This window comes from Paenibacillus sp. FSL H8-0259 (genome assembly GCF_037963255.1).
GTDB classification, from domain to species: Bacteria; Bacillota; Bacilli; order Paenibacillales; family Paenibacillaceae; genus Paenibacillus_AQ; species Paenibacillus_AQ phytohabitans.
Map to the genome: position 1 here is coordinate 4,119,568 of NZ_CP150147.1, position 20,591 is coordinate 4,140,158.

The 20,591-nt window shown below is 51.2% G+C and carries 11 protein-coding genes; 10 read left to right on the plus strand and 1 reads right to left on the minus strand.

What is annotated here, in order from left to right; translation table 11 throughout:
• Positions 1–218 precede the first annotated feature (218 nt).
• The 9 genes from NSU01_RS17545 (at position 219) to NSU01_RS17585 (ending at position 16,016) form a co-directional block, all read left to right on the plus strand.
• A complete protein-coding gene (locus tag NSU01_RS17545) occupies positions 219–1,871 on the plus strand; it encodes a response regulator (protein WP_076245921.1) in 1,653 nt (550 codons plus the stop codon).
• Positions 1,759–3,591 carry a sensor histidine kinase gene (locus NSU01_RS17550; protein ID WP_256703953.1) on the plus strand — a complete coding sequence of 611 codons (1,833 nt, stop codon included), beginning with the start codon at positions 1,759–1,761 and terminating at the stop codon, positions 3,589–3,591. Before NSU01_RS17545 ends, NSU01_RS17550 begins: the two co-directional genes overlap by 113 nt.
• A gap of 106 nt (positions 3,592–3,697) precedes the next feature.
• Positions 3,698–4,633 carry an ABC transporter permease subunit gene (locus NSU01_RS17555; RefSeq protein WP_197074243.1) on the plus strand — a complete coding sequence of 312 codons (936 nt, stop codon included), beginning with the start codon at positions 3,698–3,700 and terminating at the stop codon, positions 4,631–4,633.
• 16 nt (positions 4,634–4,649) lie between these two features.
• The gene (locus tag NSU01_RS17560) at positions 4,650–5,561 is read left to right on the plus strand and encodes a carbohydrate ABC transporter permease (protein WP_042137408.1); all 912 of its coding nucleotides are present in this window, start codon (positions 4,650–4,652) and stop codon (positions 5,559–5,561) included.
• A gap of 77 nt (positions 5,562–5,638) precedes the next feature.
• Positions 5,639–7,210, plus strand: coding sequence for an ABC transporter substrate-binding protein (locus tag NSU01_RS17565; protein WP_042137410.1), 1,572 nt, complete (start codon positions 5,639–5,641; stop codon positions 7,208–7,210).
• Positions 7,211–7,295: 85 nt separating this feature from the next.
• The gene (locus NSU01_RS17570) at positions 7,296–8,399 is read left to right on the plus strand and encodes a glycoside hydrolase family 88 protein (protein WP_042137412.1); all 1,104 of its coding nucleotides are present in this window, start codon (positions 7,296–7,298) and stop codon (positions 8,397–8,399) included.
• A 39-nt stretch (positions 8,400–8,438) separates the two neighbouring features.
• Positions 8,439–10,598, plus strand: coding sequence for a GH92 family glycosyl hydrolase (locus tag NSU01_RS17575; RefSeq protein WP_083705628.1), 2,160 nt, complete (start codon positions 8,439–8,441; stop codon positions 10,596–10,598).
• Positions 10,599–10,631: 33 nt separating this feature from the next.
• On the plus strand, positions 10,632–12,890 hold the full coding sequence (locus NSU01_RS17580; RefSeq protein ID WP_076245927.1) for a polysaccharide lyase 8 family protein: 2,259 nt from the start codon (positions 10,632–10,634) through the stop codon (positions 12,888–12,890).
• A gap of 333 nt (positions 12,891–13,223) precedes the next feature.
• Complete coding sequence (locus NSU01_RS17585; protein WP_052421881.1) at positions 13,224–16,016, plus strand: polysaccharide lyase family 8 super-sandwich domain-containing protein; 2,793 nt, start codon at positions 13,224–13,226, stop codon at positions 16,014–16,016.
• 400 nt (positions 16,017–16,416) lie between these two features.
• On the opposite strand, the gene NSU01_RS17590 is transcribed toward NSU01_RS17585, so the two are convergent.
• On the minus strand, positions 16,417–18,726 hold the full coding sequence (locus tag NSU01_RS17590; RefSeq protein WP_042137417.1) for a helix-turn-helix domain-containing protein: 2,310 nt from the start codon (positions 18,724–18,726) through the stop codon (positions 16,417–16,419).
• A 261-nt stretch (positions 18,727–18,987) separates the two neighbouring features.
• On the opposite strand from NSU01_RS17590, the gene NSU01_RS17595 reads away from it, so the two are divergent.
• Positions 18,988–20,586: an extracellular solute-binding protein gene (locus NSU01_RS17595; protein WP_042137420.1), complete on the plus strand. Its 1,599-nt coding sequence runs from the start codon at positions 18,988–18,990 to the stop codon at positions 20,584–20,586.
• Positions 20,587–20,591 lie beyond the last annotated feature (5 nt).

The window sequence follows — 20,591 nt, forward strand, 5'->3', positions numbered from 1 at the left end:
CTTGCAAAAAGAGCATAAAAGAGTTACTATCACTAATCGATGATGAATTACGGGAAATATGTGATCTATACTAGGGCTGTAACGGCTTCAAACCTATGAAACAGAGATCTTTCAAAGCCTGGCGGTCAACAATCCTGATATAGATCACACAAAAGATGAAATAGATCATCTACCGGAATTTGCAGCGAGTGTACTGTGATACAAAAGGGGGGAGCATCATGTATAAAATTCTCGTGGTAGACGATGAGCCGAGAGTGAGTGCGGGGATCAAGAACTTCCTGCTCGCTTCAGATATGAACATCACTTATGTTGAAACGGCAATCAATGGGTTCGAAGCGATTGATTATCTGCGGATGGACCGCTTTGATCTGGTGCTGACCGATATACAGATGGGCCGGATGAGCGGAATTGAATTAATGGAGAATATCTATATGGAGCAGTGGAATGTCCCGGTGATTGTCATTTCCGCCCATGAGAAGTTTGATTTCGCCAAAAAATCGCTCCGGCTGGGGGCAAAGGATTATCTGGTTAAGCCGGTAGAGCGAACAGAGCTGCTGCGGGTAGTCCGCAAAGCGTTAACCCAGAAAGAGCTTCCGGGGAAGAGCCTTGAGGGGGACAGCAGGCCGGTACAGGACCAGTCCAGGCGCAATGAGTGGCTGATGGAGCTGGTTACAGAGCGGAATCTGACCCGGAAGGATATTGAAGATGTGACCAGTGAACTGGGAGAGCTATTACAAGGACAATTCTTCGGCGTGATCTCCAGCCGCATTGATTATAGCCAGGCCGGCTTCAGCCAACAGAAGGTCACTCTGCATGACCGCAAATTATTGAAATATGCGGCGATTAATATTATGAATGAAACCTTAATGGAGTGGAATGGTTTGACCTTCAACGGTTTCGGCCATTCGATCATCAGCATTATCCAGTTATCTGCCGAAGAAATGGGCGATCCCCGGGTTAGAGTACACTCGCAGATCCATATGATCGGGCAGATGATCGCCATGAATATGAAGCAGTATCTGAATGTGGAGGCAACGATCGGCCTCAGCACTTTGGGCGGAGATGTATTAATGCTCCCCAGGCTGATGGAAGAAGCAGACACTGCGGCGGAGTGGACCAAAGTCCATCCCGGACAAAGAGTCTTCTATTATCACGATATAGCCGTGCAGGATAATCTGAGTATGGTCGTCTGGATGAGCAAGGTCAGTGAATTCATGGAGCAGATGAAATCAGCGGTAGAATCCGCAGGGGACGTGAATCCGCAAAGCATCCTTGGCCAGCTGTCGGTGTCTGAACAGTCACAGGAGGTCACGAACAGCTATTGCGGGATGCTGATCTACCGGATTTACGGGCTGCTGGTCGAATACGGGCAGGGGAATGGGGTCTCCCTCTATGATTTCAACCCGGATATGGTGTTCCAGGGGCTTAGCGGACAGCAGAAGCTGGAACGGCTGCACCGGTACATTGAAGATTCGGTTGCTTTTTTGCAGCAGCTCTCTAAGGCCAGAGATCAGAACGTCATCTCGCGGATTACCAGCTACATCCAGAAGAATTACCGTAATCCGGCGCTGAAAATTCAGGATATTTCCGAGGAGGTTCATTTCAGCGCAGCTCACTTGGGTTATATTTTCAAACGTGATATGAAAACCAACCTCTGGGATTATGTGACGGCCCTGCGGATGGAAGAGGCCCGGCGGCTGATGATTACCACGGACAAGAAACGGTATGAAATCGCCTTTGCGGTAGGGTATGAGTCGCCTGAGCACTTCAGCCGGATGTTCAAGAGAATGCTGGGGCTCACACCGGCAGAATTCCGCAAGCAAGCCAGAGGAGGGAACCGGACTGAAGCTGAAACTGAAACTGAAGCATAAAGTCACCCTGGCATTCCTCGTATTGATTGTCCTGCCCTTTATAGTAGTAGGCTGGATTTCAGCTTATGTGGCTGTAGACACCATCAAGGAAGAAGTCGGCAGTACAACACTCCAGCTGGTTAAACAAAATCATGTGACGATAGACAAAACCATATCCGCGATCAATGACAGGACGGTCACACTGCTGGATAATCACTTTTTCAGTAATCCGGCGGGGTACAGCTTCTGGACCGGAATTGACACATTGAATGAAATCCAGCAGGCCGATAATATTCTGGAGAGCTGGTCTACCGGGGGCACGGAATATGCAATTTATATGAGAAATATTGAGCGTAGAGATACGCCCTTTGATCTTTCCCATAAGACGAAGGGATTCAAGTATTTGGATAATGACTCCGGCGTGTTGCCTGACGCTATGGTAAGCAACATGGATGTCAGCGGCGGCGGGGCACTGCGCATTACGCATGCAGAGACCGGTGAGCAAACAATCTCGTTCATGCGCAGTATCCTCAATCCCCGGGATTATAATGAGGCCATCGGCCTGCTGGTGGTCAACAAGGTAGAGGTGCTTTTAACCCGGGATATGGTATCTGTTGAGGTGCCGTCTGCTGCCGGTATCTTTTTATTCAACGACAAGGATGAGCTGTTAATGTCCGCAGGTTCAGGCAGCATTTCACTGGCCGAGATTGACAAGAATATCGGACCTGCGGGGCCTTACGGCTTCACCTTTGCGGAAGAAGGCGGGGAAGAGTGGCTCTATGCCTATTCGGACAGTCCGAAATTCCACACCAGATTATTGTACAAAATCCCCTTAGCGTCCATTACCGGTAAACAAATCTGGCTGCAAAATATGCTCGTCATTATCTCCGTCGTTTTTTTAGCATTTGTCCTCACGTTTGTTCTCTATTTAGTGCGGCTTGTCGTCAAGCCCGTAGTGAAGCTCGTCTCGGTTATGAAAATATATGAACCCGGCAAAACGCTGTCATGGACGGAGGAGCCGCTCAGGCATGACGAGTTCGGCATTCTGTATGGATCATTTGTGAAAATGACCAAAAGGCTGGATTATTCAATTGAAGAAAATTATGTGATGCAGCTGAAACAAAAGGAGTATGAGCTGCTGATGCTTCAATCCCAGATCACCCCCCATTATCTGTACAATACCCTGGACTCGATTTACTGGTACGCGCTGGATAGCGGAAATACCGAGGTAGGCGAAATGGTCCGTGACTTATCCATGCTGCTGCGTATTGGGCTAAGCAAAGGCCGTAAAATGATTACAGCCGGGGAAGAGCTGGAGCATGCCCAGGCCTATACACGGCTGCAAGAGAAACGTTATCCTGACACCTTCGAGGTCCGCTGGCAGATCGATGAAACATTGAGCGGCTATGAAACTCCCAAAGTCATTATTCAGCCTCTGATCGAAAATGCCATTATTCATGGCGTGCGCGGAATGGATGGGGAAGGAGAGATACGGGTATCTGCCGTTCAAAGTGAAGATACCCTACGCTTCATCGTAGAGGACAACGGACATCTGCCTGTAGATCCGGATGAACTCTCAGCCATTATGCAGGCAGAGCATAGTCCGAAGGGGTACGGCATCAGAAATGTGTATCAGCGGGTCCAGCTCCATTACGGGGAGGCGTATGGTTTAACCTATGAACGAAGTGTGGACGGGTGGACACGGGCAATCATCACCCTGCCTTTGCGCAGGCCTGAATGAAGGACTACCGGCTATGGGCGTTTAAAAGATCACGTTTTTACGGGAATGCATCATCGTAGCCGTGTAGAGATGGTTCTATAATAAGTCCATGAAAGGAGTAATGGACATGACTAGAGCCACTGGATTCTCAAGATTTATCCATGCCATGTGGAAGTACAAGGCGCTGACACTAATGATGCTGCCGGCCGTTCTTGTCCTTCTGGCGCACAGCTATCTGCCGATGTTCGGTATATTCATTGCGTTCAAGAATGTGAATTACATTGACGGAATTTGGGGGAGTCCATGGGTAGGATTTGATAATTTCAAATTCCTGTTCTCTTCGGGAGATATGTGGAGAATTGTAAGAAACACGCTCCTGTACAGCTTAACCTTTATGATGCTGAACCTAGTGCTGTCAGTATCGATCGCGGTGGCCATCAATGAGATCCGGAGGCGGTTTCTGGCAAAAGCTTACCAAAGCTTCATTATCCTGCCGCACTTCCTGTCGATGGTCGTGGTGAGTTATCTCGTATACGCTTTCCTGCAGCCGGATCATGGCTTCATTAATGCCACCGTCCTCAAAGCCTTCGGGCAGGATGCGGTGTTCTGGTATTCGGAGAAGGAATACTGGCCTTATATCCTGGTGTTCGTGAACGCCTGGAAGCATGCCGGCTTCGGTGCTGTAATCTACATTGCGGCGATTGCCGGAATTGACCCCGAATACTATGAGGCTGCGCTTATCGACGGGGCTTCCAAGTGGAAGCAGATTACGAACATAACGATCCCTTTTATCCGGCCGGTCATTATCATTATGACGATTCTGTCGATGGGAAGTATCTTTAGTTCAGACTTCGGGCTGTTCTTCCAGGTGCCCATGAACTCAGGGGCATTGTATCCGGTTACGGATACCGTGGATACGTATGTATACCGGGCCTTGATGCAATTAAATGATATCGGGATGTCCTCGGCCACGGCGCTTGTTCAATCGGTGGTTGGGTTCATCATGGTGATCGCAACCAATAGCGCGGTCAGACAAATTGACCGGGAACAGGCATTATTCTAAATAAAGGAGAACAATCATGGCCAACGACTCCGGCAGCCGCATCGGCGGAATTTCTGTAGCTTCCAGTTTAATTTTAAACATTGCTTTTGTAATCCTCTCATTAATCTGCTTTTTGCCTGTTCTGCTAGTCATTATTGTATCCTTCACAGACGGACAGTCCATTCTGACTCAAGGGTACAGCTTTGTTCCGGATAAATGGTCGTTGATTGCGTACGAATCCATCTTTAAGGATTTTCAGACGATTCTGTCGGGCTACCGGGTGAGCTTTACCATAACTATTCTTGGCACAGCGCTCAGTGTACTGCTCATGGCACTGTATGCCTATCCCATTTCACGTGCGGATTATCCGTTCCGTAATGCATTTACGTTCTTTTTGTTCTTCACGATGTTGTTTAATGGCGGGATGGTCAGCAGATATTTAATTTACACACAGGTGCTGCATATCAAGGATTCCTATATGGCGCTGATCCTGCCCATGCTGATTGTGCCATTCAACGTAATTATTATGAGGACCTTTTTCCAGACGACCATTCATCCTGCAGTGATTGAATCGGCAAGAATTGACGGTGCGGGTGAGCTTAGAATCTTCCTGCGGATCGTTCTGCCGCTCTCGTTGCCTGTCCTGGCGACCATGGCTTTGTTCAGCACTATAGGTTATTGGAACGACTGGTTCAATGCGCTGCTGTATATCAGCAGTGAGGACAAATATCCGCTCCAGTATTTGATGATGCGTGTCCTCAATGACGTGCAGTATCTGCGCAATAACGTAGAGCTGGCCGCCCAAAATCCAACGATGATGAAGAACCTGCCGAATGAATCCTTACAGATGGCAATGGCCGTCATAGGGATGGGGCCGATTCTGATCGCGTACCCTTTCTTTCAGAAATATTTTGTCAAAGGCCTCACAGTAGGGGCTGTTAAGGGCTAAAGCAGCGGTGGAGCCGGCAAGCAGCATATTCTGTCTGCCGTTCTATATATAAGCTTAATCATTTAGGGAGGGTTAATATGAAAAAGTTAAAAGGGCGCAAACCGCTATTCACGGCGATTGTTCTGGTTCTTGCGTTAGCCTTGCAGGCATGCTCTGGCGGTAATAACGGGGGTACTTCTGAACCGGCAGCATCAAAAGGCACGGAGAGCACGAGTACTGCGGCACCTGCTGACAGTCCGGAATCACTGAAGCCTTACGAGGTGTCGATTATCTACTTCGGTGCGCCGCAGCGGGATGATGCGCTGGTCGAAGCCAAGCTCAGTGAATATTTCAAAGAGAAATTTAATGCCACTGTTGATCTTCAGCCGATCGCCTCCAGCGAATACAAGCAGAAGACCGAGCTGATGTTAAATGCCGGTGAGCCGATGGATCTTGTATTCACAGCCTCTTGGCTTAATTTCTTCGGCAACGTCTCTAAGGGCGCCTTCCTGGATCTGGATGATCTGCTGGCCAAATACGGGCAGGGCATCTCGGAGAACCTGAACCCGATCTACCTGGAGGCTCCGCGCTACAAAGGGAAGCTGTATGGGATTCCCACAAACAAAGAGATTACCCAGGGCAAGGCCTACACTTACCGGAAAGATATAGTCGACAAATATAGTATCCCTATTGAGGATATTAAGACGATGTCAGACTTTGAACCCTGGTTCAAGCTGCTGAAGGAGAAAGAGCCGGCATTGATTCTGGATTTCATTAAGGAGTCGGGTGAAGGCATGATGTATGAGACCCGCTCGAACTTCCGCGTTATCGGGCCAACGCCTAACAAGATTCCTTTGTTCTTATATGACTATACGAATACAGATAACATCCAGATAAAGTCGGTTGTTGATCCGGAAATCTCATCGATTGCCAAAGCGGAGTATGAGCTGAACCGCAGCTATTATGAGAAGGGCTACATCAATAGCGATGCAGCTACAACAACGACTGACATCGGTGATTTAAGAAAACAGGGTAAAATCTGGATGCAGCAGGCCGTCTGGAAGCCGGGGGCTGATATTGAACTGAAAATTGCCACAGACAATAAATATGATTTTGTCTCTAAGGTTATCGAAGAGCCTATTGTAACCACGGACCTTGCCGCCGGATCGATGTTCTCCATCTCCCGCACCTCCAAAGATCCGGAGCGGGCCATGATGGTATTAAATGCGCTGCATACCGATCCTTACGCCGTGAACCTGTTCGTTAACGGAATTGAAGGCACCCACTATAAGAAGATTAGCGAGAACCGCATCGAGCCGATTGCCGATTCCGGATATGGCACCAGCGCCTTGTTCTGGGTGATCGGTAATCAGCTCATCAATTATCTCAAGCCGGGTCAGCCTGATGATTTGTATTCAAGCTGGAAGGAATTCAACAATGAGGCCAAACGTTCACCGCTGTTAGGGTTCGTATTCGATGAGTCGTCCGTCAAAAACGAGATTACTCAGCTTACCTCGGTCATTGGCGAGTACCGGGCCGCAAGCACGGGGGCTATTCCTGACCCTGCCAAAATGCTTGAGGAAAGAAATGAGAAATTAAAGAAGGCCGGCATTGAGAAGGTCCAAACAGAATTGCAGAGCCAAATTGATGCCTGGAAAGCAGCTCAATAATTAACGGATTGAAGCATGGCAGGAGGTCTGTTGTTTCAGGGCGTCCTGCCATTTAACTGTACAAGAGAAAAGGAGACCATACACGATGGAGACTTGGATAAATGAGGCCTGGGATTATTCCCTGGGCAAATTAAGCACCACGCGCCACAGAATCGGAGCAACCTTCCCCAATGCCTCTTACGGCGGAAAATATGATGCGCGTGACCCCGATTGCTGGACCAACGGGTTCTGGCCCGGAATCCTGTGGCTGGCTTATCGTGCTACCGGCGATGAGGAATACCGGAGGATCGCCGAGAACTGTGAGGAGCAGCTGGATGCGCCTCTTCAGGAATACGAACAGCTGCATCATGATAACGGATTCCTCTGGAGCTTGTCAGCGGTAGCCGACTACAAGCTTACCGGCAATATGCTGTCCAGAAGAAGAGGGCTGATCGCTGCCAGCCATTTAGCCAGCCGCTTTAATCTTAAAGGGCATTTCATCCGTGCCTGGCTGTATGAGGGCAGCGAAGGCCTGGCTATTATAGATTGCATGATGAATCTTGGCTTACTGTACTGGGCCAGCGAAGAGCTTAAGGACCCGCGGTACCGGCATATAGCCGCTGCACATTCTGAAATGGCGCTGCGGGAATTCATCCGTCAGGATGGCTCGGTGCACCATATCGTCCGCTTCGATCCCGGAACGGGAGAGCGGATAGAAGCGCTTGGCGGACAAGGGTATAGTCCGGATTCCGCCTGGTCCCGCGGATCGGCCTGGGCGATTTACGGATTCGCTATAGGGTACCGCTATACGCGCGACATCCGGTTTTTGGATGCGGCCAAAGCGGCTGCGGATTATTTCGCCGCACAATTGCCGGAGGATCTTGTGCCACCGTGGGATTTCCGGGCACCTGCAGAACAGCTATGGGCCAAAGATTCAACAGCTGCGGCCTGCGCAGCCAGCGGAATGCTGGAAATTGCCTTTCTGCTGGAAGGTGAAGAAGCAGCGCGCTACCGGAAGCTCGGCGCGGCAATAACGGAAGCGCTGTTCCGTCATTACACGCCGGAGGACCCGGCGGAAGAAGCGTTGATTACCAAGGGGACCGGCAGCTTCCCGTCCAATGCCGAAGTAGAGGTGCCTATCATCTACGGCGACTTTTACTTTCTGGAAGCCTTACTGAAGTTAAAGGGCGAGAGCGAAATCTTTTGGTAGAGGGAAGGCATTACCGGCAATGAAGGAGGTACAACGTTGATGAGAAGAAGAGTGGATTATGTCGATCCGTTTATAGGCGTGGATGGAGAAAACAATTGCTTGTGCGGGCCTTATCTGCCGGGCAGTATCGTAAGGCTTGGCCCGGATACGCTGCCGCCGCAGCTATCCCACGGCTACAACAGTTCGAGGCCGATTATCCGATTCAGCCATACGCATGTCAGCGGAACGGGAGGCGGAGGCCGTTACGGCAATGTGGGCTTCACCCCTTATACCGGCATGCAGCGGTTCCATATTGATCCTTACCTTAAGGAGAATGAGCAGGCCGAAGCAGGATATTACAGCGTGCGATTAATGCCCGCTGCCATACAGGCTGAATTGACCAGCACAGCGCGCACAGGCATCCACCGTTACAGCTTCAAGGCCGGGGATGCTGCCAACCTGCTGATTGATGCCGGAGCAGTAATTCAGGTAGGCGGAGATGAGCCGGGGAAGACTACCGGCGTCTCCACGGGCGGTTACCTTGAAGTAATATCGGAGTACGAGATTGTCGGCCGTTCCGACCTGCGCGGGGGCTGGGGGCATGAGTTCCCTTATTCCGTCTACTTCTTTATTCGCTTCGATCAGCCGATGAAGAGCAGCCTGCTGGCAGACGCCGGCGGAGTACGGCGCAGCCCGTCTGTGGATGGCCCGAATTGTAAGGCTTCCCTTAGCTTCGGTGACTGCGGAGTTCTGGTGGCGAAGACAGGCATTTCTTATGTAAGTGTCGGCAAGGCCAGAGCCAGTGTGGACCGGGAAGCATCCGCAGGATTCGATGAAATCCGGCAAGCGGCCGGCGGCATCTGGGAAGATAAACTGAGCAGAGTCACGGTGGAAGGCGGAAGTGAGGAGCATACGCGGCTGTTCTATACTCTGATGACCCGGCTGTTCTGTATGCCGAGTGACTTGGGGGTAGACGATGAGAACTTCGCCTGGGAATCCGGGGTCCGGCACTTCACTGATCTGTATGCACTGTGGGACAGCGTCCGAAATGCCAACTCGTTGATTACACTGCTCGACCCGCAGCTTGAAGCGGATATCCTCAATTGTCTGCTGGATATCGCGGATCATACCGGCTGGCTGCCGGACGCCTGGATTATGGGACATAGTGCGATGATTCAAGGGGGAAGCTCCGCAGATGTGCTGTTCTGTGAAGCGGCGCTTAAGAAGCTGGAGGGAATAGATTATGTTAAAGCCCTGAAGCAAATGCGCAAGAATAATGAGGTTCCGTCTCCGGACACCTGGCTCTATGGCCGTCACCTGAAGGATTACCATTCCCTGGGGTACTTGTCGACGGATGTGAAGAAGAACTGTGTATCCCGTCATATGGAGTATACCTATCAGGACTGGTGTATCGGCCAATTGGCCGAAGTTCTTGGTGAGGAGGAGGCGGCAGAAGAATATTATCAAAGCTCGGAGAAGCTATGGAATTTATGGCGGGAGGATCTCAAATGCTTCGCGCCCCGGCTTCCGGGCGGGGAATGGGCAGAGTCCTTCGACCCCTTATCCTGCCTGCCGGATTCATGGAATGATCCTTACTTCTACGAAGGAACCAGCCTGCAATGGTCGTTCAGCACGCATCATGACTTTCATGGACTGGTCGAACGGCATGGGGGGACAGAAGCTTTTATCAGGCATTTAGACGATTTCTTTGACGGCGGATTCTATAACTCCAAGGAAACTATGCTGCATATTCCTTATTTATATATTTATGCGGGAAGACCCGACCGGTCGGCTGACCGGGTCCGGGAATGTCTGGAGACATACTTCAGGGCTGAACGTGACGGATTGGGTGATAACGAGGATATGGGCTGTCAGAGTGCCTTTTTCATCTGTTCAGCTATGGGGTTGTACCCTTTGATGGGTCAGGACATCTATTTCCTCGTCCCACCGTTGTTCAATAAGGTAACCTTGCTGCTGGGAGCGAAGGAGACTCCCGTTCCTCTGACGATCGAGACTCAGGGTGAATGCAGCGGGTCCGGCAACCGGTATATCCTGTCCGCTTCCATCAACGGCAAGGAATTGAACCGTGCCTGGGTCCGCCATGAAGAAATCGCCGGAGGAGGCACGCTTCTGCTGGAGCTTGGCTCTGAAGCCGGAGAGTGGGGAAGCATGATTCCACCTTCCCCGCTCAAGGAATGGGAACAGCGCGCAAAGTCATAAAGGGCGAACCGGTGGCTGAAGGAGAGAATTCCCATGCAGAACTTAAAAAACAAATGGCTGCAATATATCTCGGGAGATACGCTGAGTCATGAATTTCTGCAAAGTGTCAGGCATGATCAGGATACGATGCTCTATCACCAGGAGTTGCTATGGGCTGATGTTCCTTATGCTGAGAACGCTTCGGATGTATTTGTGATCATTGGCCGTTTAAGAGCGATGGCGGTTGCTCTGAAGTCATCACGGTCTGCTTGTTATCTGGACTCTACATTAAGGCAACAGGTGATTTATGGATTGGGATGGCTATATGCACAGAGATACAACGAAAGCTCCCGTCCCTATGGAAACTGGTGGTATTGGGAGATTGGCGTGCCGATAGCTCTGCTGGAAACCCTGCTGCTCATGGAGGAGCTGCCGGATACAGAACTTGTAGAGCGTCTACTCCTCCCCATAGACAAATATGTGGGCGATCCGGCGTTTCATGCACAGTGGTTCGTGGCTAAGGCTCCGCCGTCCACCGGAGCTAATCTGGTCTGGAAGTCTACGGCAGTTGCTCTTGCTGCCGTTATTCAGGGCGACGTGCAGAAGCTGTCCGCCGCCCTTAGTGCGCTGCTTCCGGTATTCAAGAATGTTAGCGAAGGGGACGGCTTCTATGAGGATGGCTCCTTTGTTCAGCATGATAAATACGCGTACACCGGCGGATATGGGGTCTCACTGCTGCAGGATGTGGTCCGCCTGATGGTGTGGCTGCATGATACTCCTTGGGAATTGCCGGGTGAAGCCCGCGATTTGACAGCCAAGTGGATTGAAGATTCCTTTGTGCCCCTTATGTTCAAGGGGTGCCTGCTGGATATGACCAGCGGCAGGGAAATCTCGCGGGCGGATTCGCAGAATCATGAGAGCGGGCATTCGGTGATCACCTCCTGCTTACGCTTCTCGCGCATACTGGATGAAGCGGAGCAGGTACGTCTGCTCTCCAGAGCGAAAGGGTGGATTGTGGCTGACACGTATAAATCCTATACAGCCGGTGCACCGCCGGATACTGCGGCTCAAGCCAAAGCTCTGCTGGACAATGAATTCGTGCAGCCTGCCCGGGAAGAGTCCTTCTGCAAGCTGTTTGCGCATATGGACCGGGCGGTGCTGCAGGGTTCGGGTTTTGCCTACTCCATTAGTATGTTCTCCAGCCGGATCTATAGCTATGAATCTATTAATGGGGAAAATCTAAAGGGCTGGTATACTTCGTATGGCATGGGTCATCTGTATAATAGTGACTTGGGGCAATATGCCGATGCTTACTGGCCGACCGTTGATCCCTGCCGCCTGCCCGGAACTACAGTAACAAACAAGCGTCAGGAGGATGGAGCCGGGCAAGGGCGTTTAAGCAACCGGGATTTTGTCGGTGGGGCCGTTTTTCATAACCAATACGGCGCCATTGCCATGGAATTGGAGGATGTAGTTAACGAGGCCGATGGACTGACAGCGCTCAAAAGCTGGTTTTTGCTCGGAACCCGCATCGTTGCCTTAGGTTCGGATATTAAGAGCCGTAATTCCGCTAAAGTGGAGACGATCATCGATATCCGGAAATTGAAATCGTTGGGAGACCATGCGATTACCGCAGACGGAAGAAGAATCTGCCGGAATCCTGGATATGCCGTGACAGAGACCCTTCACCCCAAATGGATTCATATAGCGGGCGGTGAGCGGGGAGCGGATGTGGGCTTCTTTTTTCCTGAACAATGCCGTGTACATGCCTTGCGTGAACAGCGCCAGGGGAGCTGGAAGGAAATCAACGATGCCGGTTCACCTGAGAAGATGGAACGGTTCTATCAGACGTTGTGGTTCGGTCATGGAGAAGCCCCGGCGGGGGATACCTATGCATATGTGCTTCTACCTGGCTACAGTGAGCAAGAGACTGCTTGTTTCGCTGAGGAACCCAGGGTGAGAATCCTGGAATTGAATGCTCAGGTGCATGCGGTTGAAGATTCTGAACTGGGAATTACAGCAGCGCATTTCTGGAAGGCAGGCTGGTATACAAGCGGGGGGATTGCTTGCAGCAGTCAAGCCTCCATTGTGCTGCAAAGGAATCCGGCAGGCTGGAGCCTGGCTATAGCCGATCCGACACAAAGGCAGCGCAGTCTGATCGAAATCAGGATTGAATTCAATCACCCTGGTACCCGAGTGATGAACAAGTCAGACCGGATAACGGTAGAACACAGTGAAACCGGCAAGGTGAGACTGTGGTTTGACCCGGATGGTGCCGGGGGAGCCTCGTTTCACGTTGAGCTTGGGACCTAGCGAATCTATGAAATGTATTGGCCGCCAGAGTTGCGGCTTTCTTCTTAAAGAATGAGAGGGTGAAATCAGGGGCACCAGCGCCTTTATTCCGCCCGAAGCGGGCTAAATGGGGAAATGAAAGGTAACCTTTCAAGATCGCTCGAAATTTCATACCTTTTCTCGAATTCACATAGTTTCTTTAGCTGTCATTCCATATCATACTATTAAATGTAAGCGCTTCATCGTAAGGCGGAATTACAGGCGCGGTAAAGAAAGAATTATGTCGGGAAAAAGAAGTGTTTGGATTACGAAAACGAAGCAAACGAAGCAATGGATGAAAAAGGAGGATTATGGATGAGAAGAATGCTATTGAAAAGCTGCATGATTATGTTAATTCTGCTCCTGACTGTCGGCAGCTTTGAAGGAATAATGGGTATGCAGCGTGCCCGCGCAGCGGATGAATTCGACGGAATGAGGGAGCACCGCAAGGTTATGCTGACCGGAGGAGCCTCCCTGAATACTGCGGATACGGATATAGCCGCTGCAATTACCAGGCTGACCACTGAAGCGAATGGTTATTGGCAGACAATGAATACCTCGCCCAGCCGTACCTATCTGTGGAGCGATAATCCCGGCACCGGGAATTCGATTCACATCCGGGTGACCTATGAACATCTATACACCATGGCGCTCGCTTATGCCACCACTGGTTCGGCGTTGTACCAGGATAGTCAGCTTGAGACCGACATCGTTGCTGCACTCGATTATATGTATGCAACCAGATACCATGAGGCGGTAACGACGACCGCCAGCGGAACCAGCAATTGGTGGGATTGGCAGATCGGCATACCGATGCAGCTGAACGATACAGCAGTGCTGATGTATGACTCCCTAAGTCCGGCTCAAATTACGAATTATATGAAAGCCGTGGAACGTTTCTCGCCAACCGTCACCTTAACAGGAGCCAACCGCTCGTGGAAAGCGATCGTCGTAGGCGTTCGGGGAATCCTCGTCAAAGATGGTGCCAAGATTGCCGCTGCGCGTGACGGGCTATCTTCGATTTTTAATTACACGGTTAGCGGAGACGGCTTCTATCGAGATGGTTCATTCATTCAGCATGGCAATATCCCCTATACCGGAGGGTATGGACTCAGTCTGCTGCTGGCTGTAAGCGATCTGATGGGAATGCTCCACGGTTCAACATGGCAGGTCACCGATCCTAACCAGTCCAATGTCTGGGATTGGGTATACAACACCTATCAGCCGCTGATGTACAAAGGCGCCATGATGGATATGGTTCGCGGCAGGGAAATCTCCAGAAATTACAGTCAGGATCATGACGCGGGACATACAGCGATGCAAGGTATCCTGCTGTTGTCCGGGATCGCGCCGCCCGCACAAGCGGCTGACTTCAAGCAGATGCTTAAGGGCTGGATAATGTCGGATACCTTCAAGTCCTTCTATTCCAGTGCACCGATCCCATCCATCGTACTGGCCAAGAGCATAAGCGCGGACCCGTTGATTGAGCCGGCGGAAGAGCTTAAGGTCTATAAGCAGTTCTCGGCGATGGACCGGGCAGTCCAGCACCGGCCTGAATATAGCATCGGACTTGCTATGTATTCGAAGCGCATCAGCAGCTTTGAAGCGATCAACAGCGAGAACGCCAAAGCCTGGTACACCTCAGCCGGGATGACCAGCTTGTATAACAGCGATCTCGGACAATACAGCAATGATTTCTGGCCAACCGTCGATAATTACCGCCTGCCGGGAACAACCGTGTTGTCCCAGACCCCGTCAAGCAGCCATACCAGTGCAAATACGTGGACTGGCGGCACCGACATTCAGAACTTATACGGCAGCTCAGGTATGGATTTGCAGTATGCGGATCATACGCTTGGCGCCCGGAAATCCTGGTTCATGTTTGACGGCGAAATCGTCTCCCTGGGTGCAGGCATCACCAGCACGGACAATATTGCCGTTGAAACCATCGTGGAGAACCGGAAGCTGAACACGGCGGGCAGTAATACACTCACTGTGAATGGCGAAGTACAGCCTTCAGCTTTGGGGTGGTCGGATACCCTAGACCAGGTAGACTGGGCTCACCTGTCCGGTAGCACAGCTGGTGCCGATACCGGATATTATTTTCCCCAGAATGTATCGCTTACCGCCAAGAGAGAGGCCAGAACAGGGAACTGGAAGCAGATCAACCCACGTCCGGTAACCCCGTCCACACCGATAACCCGCAATTATATGACCTTATGGCTGAATCATGGCGTGAATCCGGGTGGCGGGGAATATCAATATGTCCTGCTGCCGGGCAAGACCGCTGCTCAAGTGGCTGCTTATGCCGCAGCGCCTGATATTGAAGTGCTGTCAAACTCCTCCTCTGTTCAAGCGGTAAAAGAAACGAAGCTGGGCATCATTGGGGCGAATTTCTGGGAAGATGGGGCCAGCTCCGTCGATCTGATCTCAGTGAACAAGAAAGCATCAGTGATGACCAGAGAAGCCGAAGATGGCACTTTGGAACTATCGGTCAGCGATCCGACACAGTTAAATACCGGTGTTATTGAGGTTGAACTGGACCGTTCGGCAAGCGGATATACTGCGGACCCCGGAATTACAGTGACGCAGCTCAGCCCGACCATCAAATTAACAGTCAATGTCAACGCAGCCAAAGGCAAGACGTTCAAGGCCTCCTTTGAACCGGGCAGCGGTACGCCGCCACCCCTCCCTGGAGAAGAGGTTATTGTGGACAATAATGACACCACAGGTGTGCTAAAGACGGGAAGCTGGAAGACCTCTGCGGTACAGACAGACCGGTACGGAATCAACTATGTACATGATGACAACAGCGGCAAAGGCAGCAAAAGTATTACGTATACACCCGAGTTGCCCGTCACCGCCACTTATAGCGTCTATATGATGTGGCCGGAGCATTTTAACCGCTCCACTGCGATCCCAATTGAAGTCGTTCATGCCGGCGGGACGGCAACACTTACCATAGACCAGACCTCAAACGGCGGGGTATGGAACTTAATCGGAACGTACACCTTCACTGCCGGCACCTCCGGCAGTGTGACGATCCGCAATAACGGAACCAGCGGATATGTTGCTGCCGATGCGGTCAGATTTGTGCGTAACCCGTAACTGGCAGCTAAGTGAATAAAGGTTGCATCAAGAGACACTAACGGGAAAGGAGAATTTATTTGAAGCAATCCGCCAGATGGGCAGGTAAAAGCTGGGCCACGCTTGGAGACAGCATCAGCGCGGCGGGTGGCTATCAGCCGCTGGGAGCATTGAAGGCGGGACATTCATACCTTTCGCGGTGGCTACGCCACATTGATTGATTACCCGGTTAACCCTGGATTATTTCACCCTCGACGGTCTTCACCCGAACGCGGCTGGCTTTCAGCGGATTGCAGGGCTGGCTGTTCCTTTTCTGGAGCGGCTTTGAGCCGTGTATAGATAACAGCATTGTCGGACAAGAACATATACGCACAGAAAGCCGCCCATCCGGCGGCTTTCTGTGTTTTCAGAGAGGTTTCAATCAGGAATTCAAATGCAGCTGCCGGTATTCCGTCGGCGTCATGCCATAGTATTTCTTGAAATTGCGCAGAAAGCTGGAGAAGTTGGTGTAGCCGACCTGCTCGGCAATATCATTCAGCTTCATGGGGGTTTCTAGCAGCAGCCGGTGGGCGGCCTTCATGCGTACTTCAATCAGATAGTCGACAAAATTGCTGAAGGTATATTCCTTGAACAGCTTGCTTAAATAATTGGGGCTGATGCTGAACCGGTCAGCCAAATAATTAACGGAAATGTCGCTCTGGGCATAGTGCTCTGTGATATAAGAGAGAACGCTTTCAATCAATTCGCCGCTTTTTTTCTTACTGCTACGTTTCTCCTGCAGAGACTGAATCAGTTCGGTCATCAGCGAGCTTAGAACCATCCGCATCTCGTACAATGTCTCACATTGCTGAAGGCGTATGAACACCACTTCATGCTCCGTCTGAAATTGTTCATTCAGGCTGGAGTCAGCTGCGGTCCGCAGCGCTTTTAGAATGACCTGCAGGCAGAGCTGGACCATCATCTCTTTGGACAGATTGCATCGCGCCGCCCGTTTGAACAGCTCCTCCAGCACGATTCCGGTTTTCTCCGCGTTCACCTGCTTGACCGTTTCCTGCACAGCATCAACGGACTCAAAGACCTCAAGCAGCCTGCCGCTGTCCCATGCACCAACATCGTTTGAGGTGATGAGCGCATTATGTCCCATGAGGATTTTACAGGAAATCAGCCCTGCCGACTCCAGATAAGACTTGCGGATATCTTGAAAATGATCATAATACTCACCCATGCTGACGGAAATCGTCCGTCTGAACTGCACCTCAACATAGGCCATGAAATCCTCTCCGAATGATCTGGCTTCCATTGTATTCTCCGCACGACCTGCATCCCTGAAGCTCAGAATCATTACCGCCTGATCATCGTTCATCTGAATCGCAGCCCCTTTGACCTTGTCCTGCCGGGAGCGGATCATCTCTTCAGCTACATTACACAGCGCGTACAGGTACAGATTCATGTCTCCAACCTTCTCCAGCATAGCCTTATTATCGAATTCAATGGTGAGGACGATATAATGCTGCGGATACAATTCAATGCCCACATGATTAAGCATAGGCTCAGCGGAGGCGAATTTCGTCCGGTTGCCGGTCAGAATATCGAACATAATCTGCAGCTTCAGCGCCGGAATGCTCTCGTGGAGCTTCTTTTCTGCATTGGAATAACCGGTGAATACCTGCTCTATTCTGTTATGCAGATCATTATAGGAGAGTGCCTGTGAAGAAGGTAAGCTCTGGAAACCAGAGGGAGTGCGCACAGTAATCTCCTCCAGCCTTGCAATGAAAAACTCCATGGGAGCAAACCAGCGGTGATTGACGAAGCGGCTTGCGGAAACCGCGATGACAACCATCAGCACGGCCATGGCGATCAGAATATAGCGCACTGTAAGCGAAAGCGTACTGAGCTGCTGCTGGGATACGATGTAAATCAGCTTCCAGCCGGTATAAGCAGAGTTATCGTAGAATACGAGATTTTTCCCGGTGGCTGTTTTCTCTACCACGTACCCCCGCCCTTCGCGTGCAAGTACCCGGGAAGCGTAGCTGTTGTCCAGAATGCTCTGATGAATCAGCTTGGGGTCCTTATGGGACAGCACATTCCCGTTCCGGTCGACCAGAAATACATTGTAGCTGTCGCTGAATTGCAGATCGCCGAACATCTTCGAGATACTCTTTTCATTAATTCGCGTGACCATTACACCGCTTCTGTCTTTGGGTCCGGCGGTAAAAGGGTAATTGCGGACAAGCAGGAAATCGCTGCTCTCTGCTGCCGGAGGAGAGGCATTCCATTTGCCGGTCTTGCCGCTGCCGGTGAAGGACTTGATCCAGCCCATGGAAGGCGCTGATTCCAGCGGGTAATAGTCGGAAGCAGAGAGGAGCTTGCCGCTTTTCTCCGAATACAGATAGATCGCCTTCATATTAAAATTGGCTGCGAGATTGTTGCCCAGCTGATCCTGGAGCATAGAGAGGCCCAGTAAATGCTGTGCAGAATCCGGACCGGAGTCCTCAAAAAAAGACCGGGTATCATTACTCCGCAGCAGATTGATGGTGGTCAAATCGATTTCCTGAAGTGTGCTGTCTACCCGTTTGCTGATCTGGCTCAGCACATTCTGATTCGAACCAATCACCTGCCTTTCTAACTGGCGGATAGAGCTGATATAGCTGATCGCCACTGTCATCAGGATAATCAGGATGAATAATGCGGTATACATGAGCTGTACTTTGGCTGAAATTCTTCTCTTCACTTGCTATCGCTCCTTAACCGGCGGATGTTCACTTCATTATATGACATAATGCAGCGGTAAGCGGGTGTCACTTTCCATTATGATGTAGCGTTATCTACAAATATCCGGAGGATAGCGGGAGATGAGAGTTCATTGTAGGTTCTGCAACTATTCAGTCTGCCGGATAGCCCGCTATAGTTAGGTGGAGGCCAGGCGCCAGGCTTCACCGTCTTAGCAAGACATGATCTGCCCAACATCACAAGTCCATTGGAGGTCAAAAGAATGTACAGAAACAGAAAGCTCACCCCCGCGCTTCTCGCGGTGCTGCTGTTAGGAACGGCGGCGTTGTCCGCATGCGGCAACAGTAACGGAAACGCCGGCACGTCCGCAGAGCCATCCCCGGCCGCTGCCTCACAGGCGCCAAGCGCAGATCCCTATGCTTCGCTGCCCAAGGAAATATCCGGCTCCATTTATGACAGGGGGCAGGTGGCAACGGGAGAAGGCTCTTATGAAGAGAACCGCTGGACAAAGTATATCAATGAGAATTCCGGAGTGAAGGTGAATTGGGTGCCGATTCCGCGCAATCAGGAGGCGGATAAATTCAATGTGCTGATTGCTTCCGATCAGGCGCCGGATATGATGACTACCTTCAACCGCGACTTTATTGTCCGCTGGGCCGATGAAGGAGCCATTCAACCGCTGGATGAGTATATCGACAAGTACAGCACCAGCTACAAAAAATATCTGCAGGAGCATCCCGAGCTGAAGCCGTACCTGACGCTGGATGACGGTAAAATCTATGCCATCGCCAGCATGCGGCCTGCCCGTGCCAATACCGCCATCTTCATCCGGCAGGACTGGCTGGATAAACTTGGACTGGCTATGCCGACTTCAGTGGATGAGCTGGTGGAGGTCGCCAAAGCCTTCCGGGACAATGACCCTGACGGCAACGGTGCGGCCGATACCATTCCTATGGCGATGTCAACGGCCTATACGGCGATTACCGACGACTGGTATATGGCGCGCAGTGCGGCCTGGTTCGTGGAGGACGGGAAGCTCACCCAGAGTTTCTTCACCGAACGGTATAAAGACGCACTTGCTTTCCGCCAGCTTGCTTACCATGAGAGTCTCGTTGACAAGGAATTTGCGACAGATAAGGAATTTTCGCGGCAGAAGCAGCTGTGGACAACGGGTCGCTCCGGCATCTATTTCAGTAACCTGAACATGGACAATACCATTACCGAGCTGCGGAAAAATAATCCGGAGGCCACACTGGCCGCAGTTCCGCCTCTGTCCACGAAATACGGAACGAATGGCTATGAGGTCGAAGTCCCTAACCATCTGCTGACCGCTTTTAACAAAAACATGAAAAATCCGCAGGCCGCGATGGAATTTATCGACTGGATGCTGGATTCAGGCTGGGAGCCGCTGACCTATGGAACTGAAGGCGTACATTATCAGCTGAAGGACAGCATTCCGGTCACAACCGATTTTGACAAATGGAAGACGGAGGTCGGCTATGCTTCGGAATACCGGCTGGTTCAGCAGGAGCAGCAGACGCCGGAATATTTGGTCACCCGGGCAGGGGACAGCAAGGATGATCAGGATATGGCTGCCCTCAAAAGTACGATTATTAAGAACAGTGAGACCTATACCTTCCGCAAGGATCTGCCATATATCCCGCCAGTTGCGGAATACGCCTCCATCGCCGGCCAGTTTGAAACCAAATGGAAGGAAATCAACACCCGTATGGCGATGAGCAATCAGACACCGGATGAAGCGGTCGAAGAGCTGCGCCAAGCCTGGAACAGCCTGGACGGAGACAGTGTAACCGCCAAGGTTCAGGCCTGGTACGACGCGAACAAAGACAAGCTGAAGTAACCCAT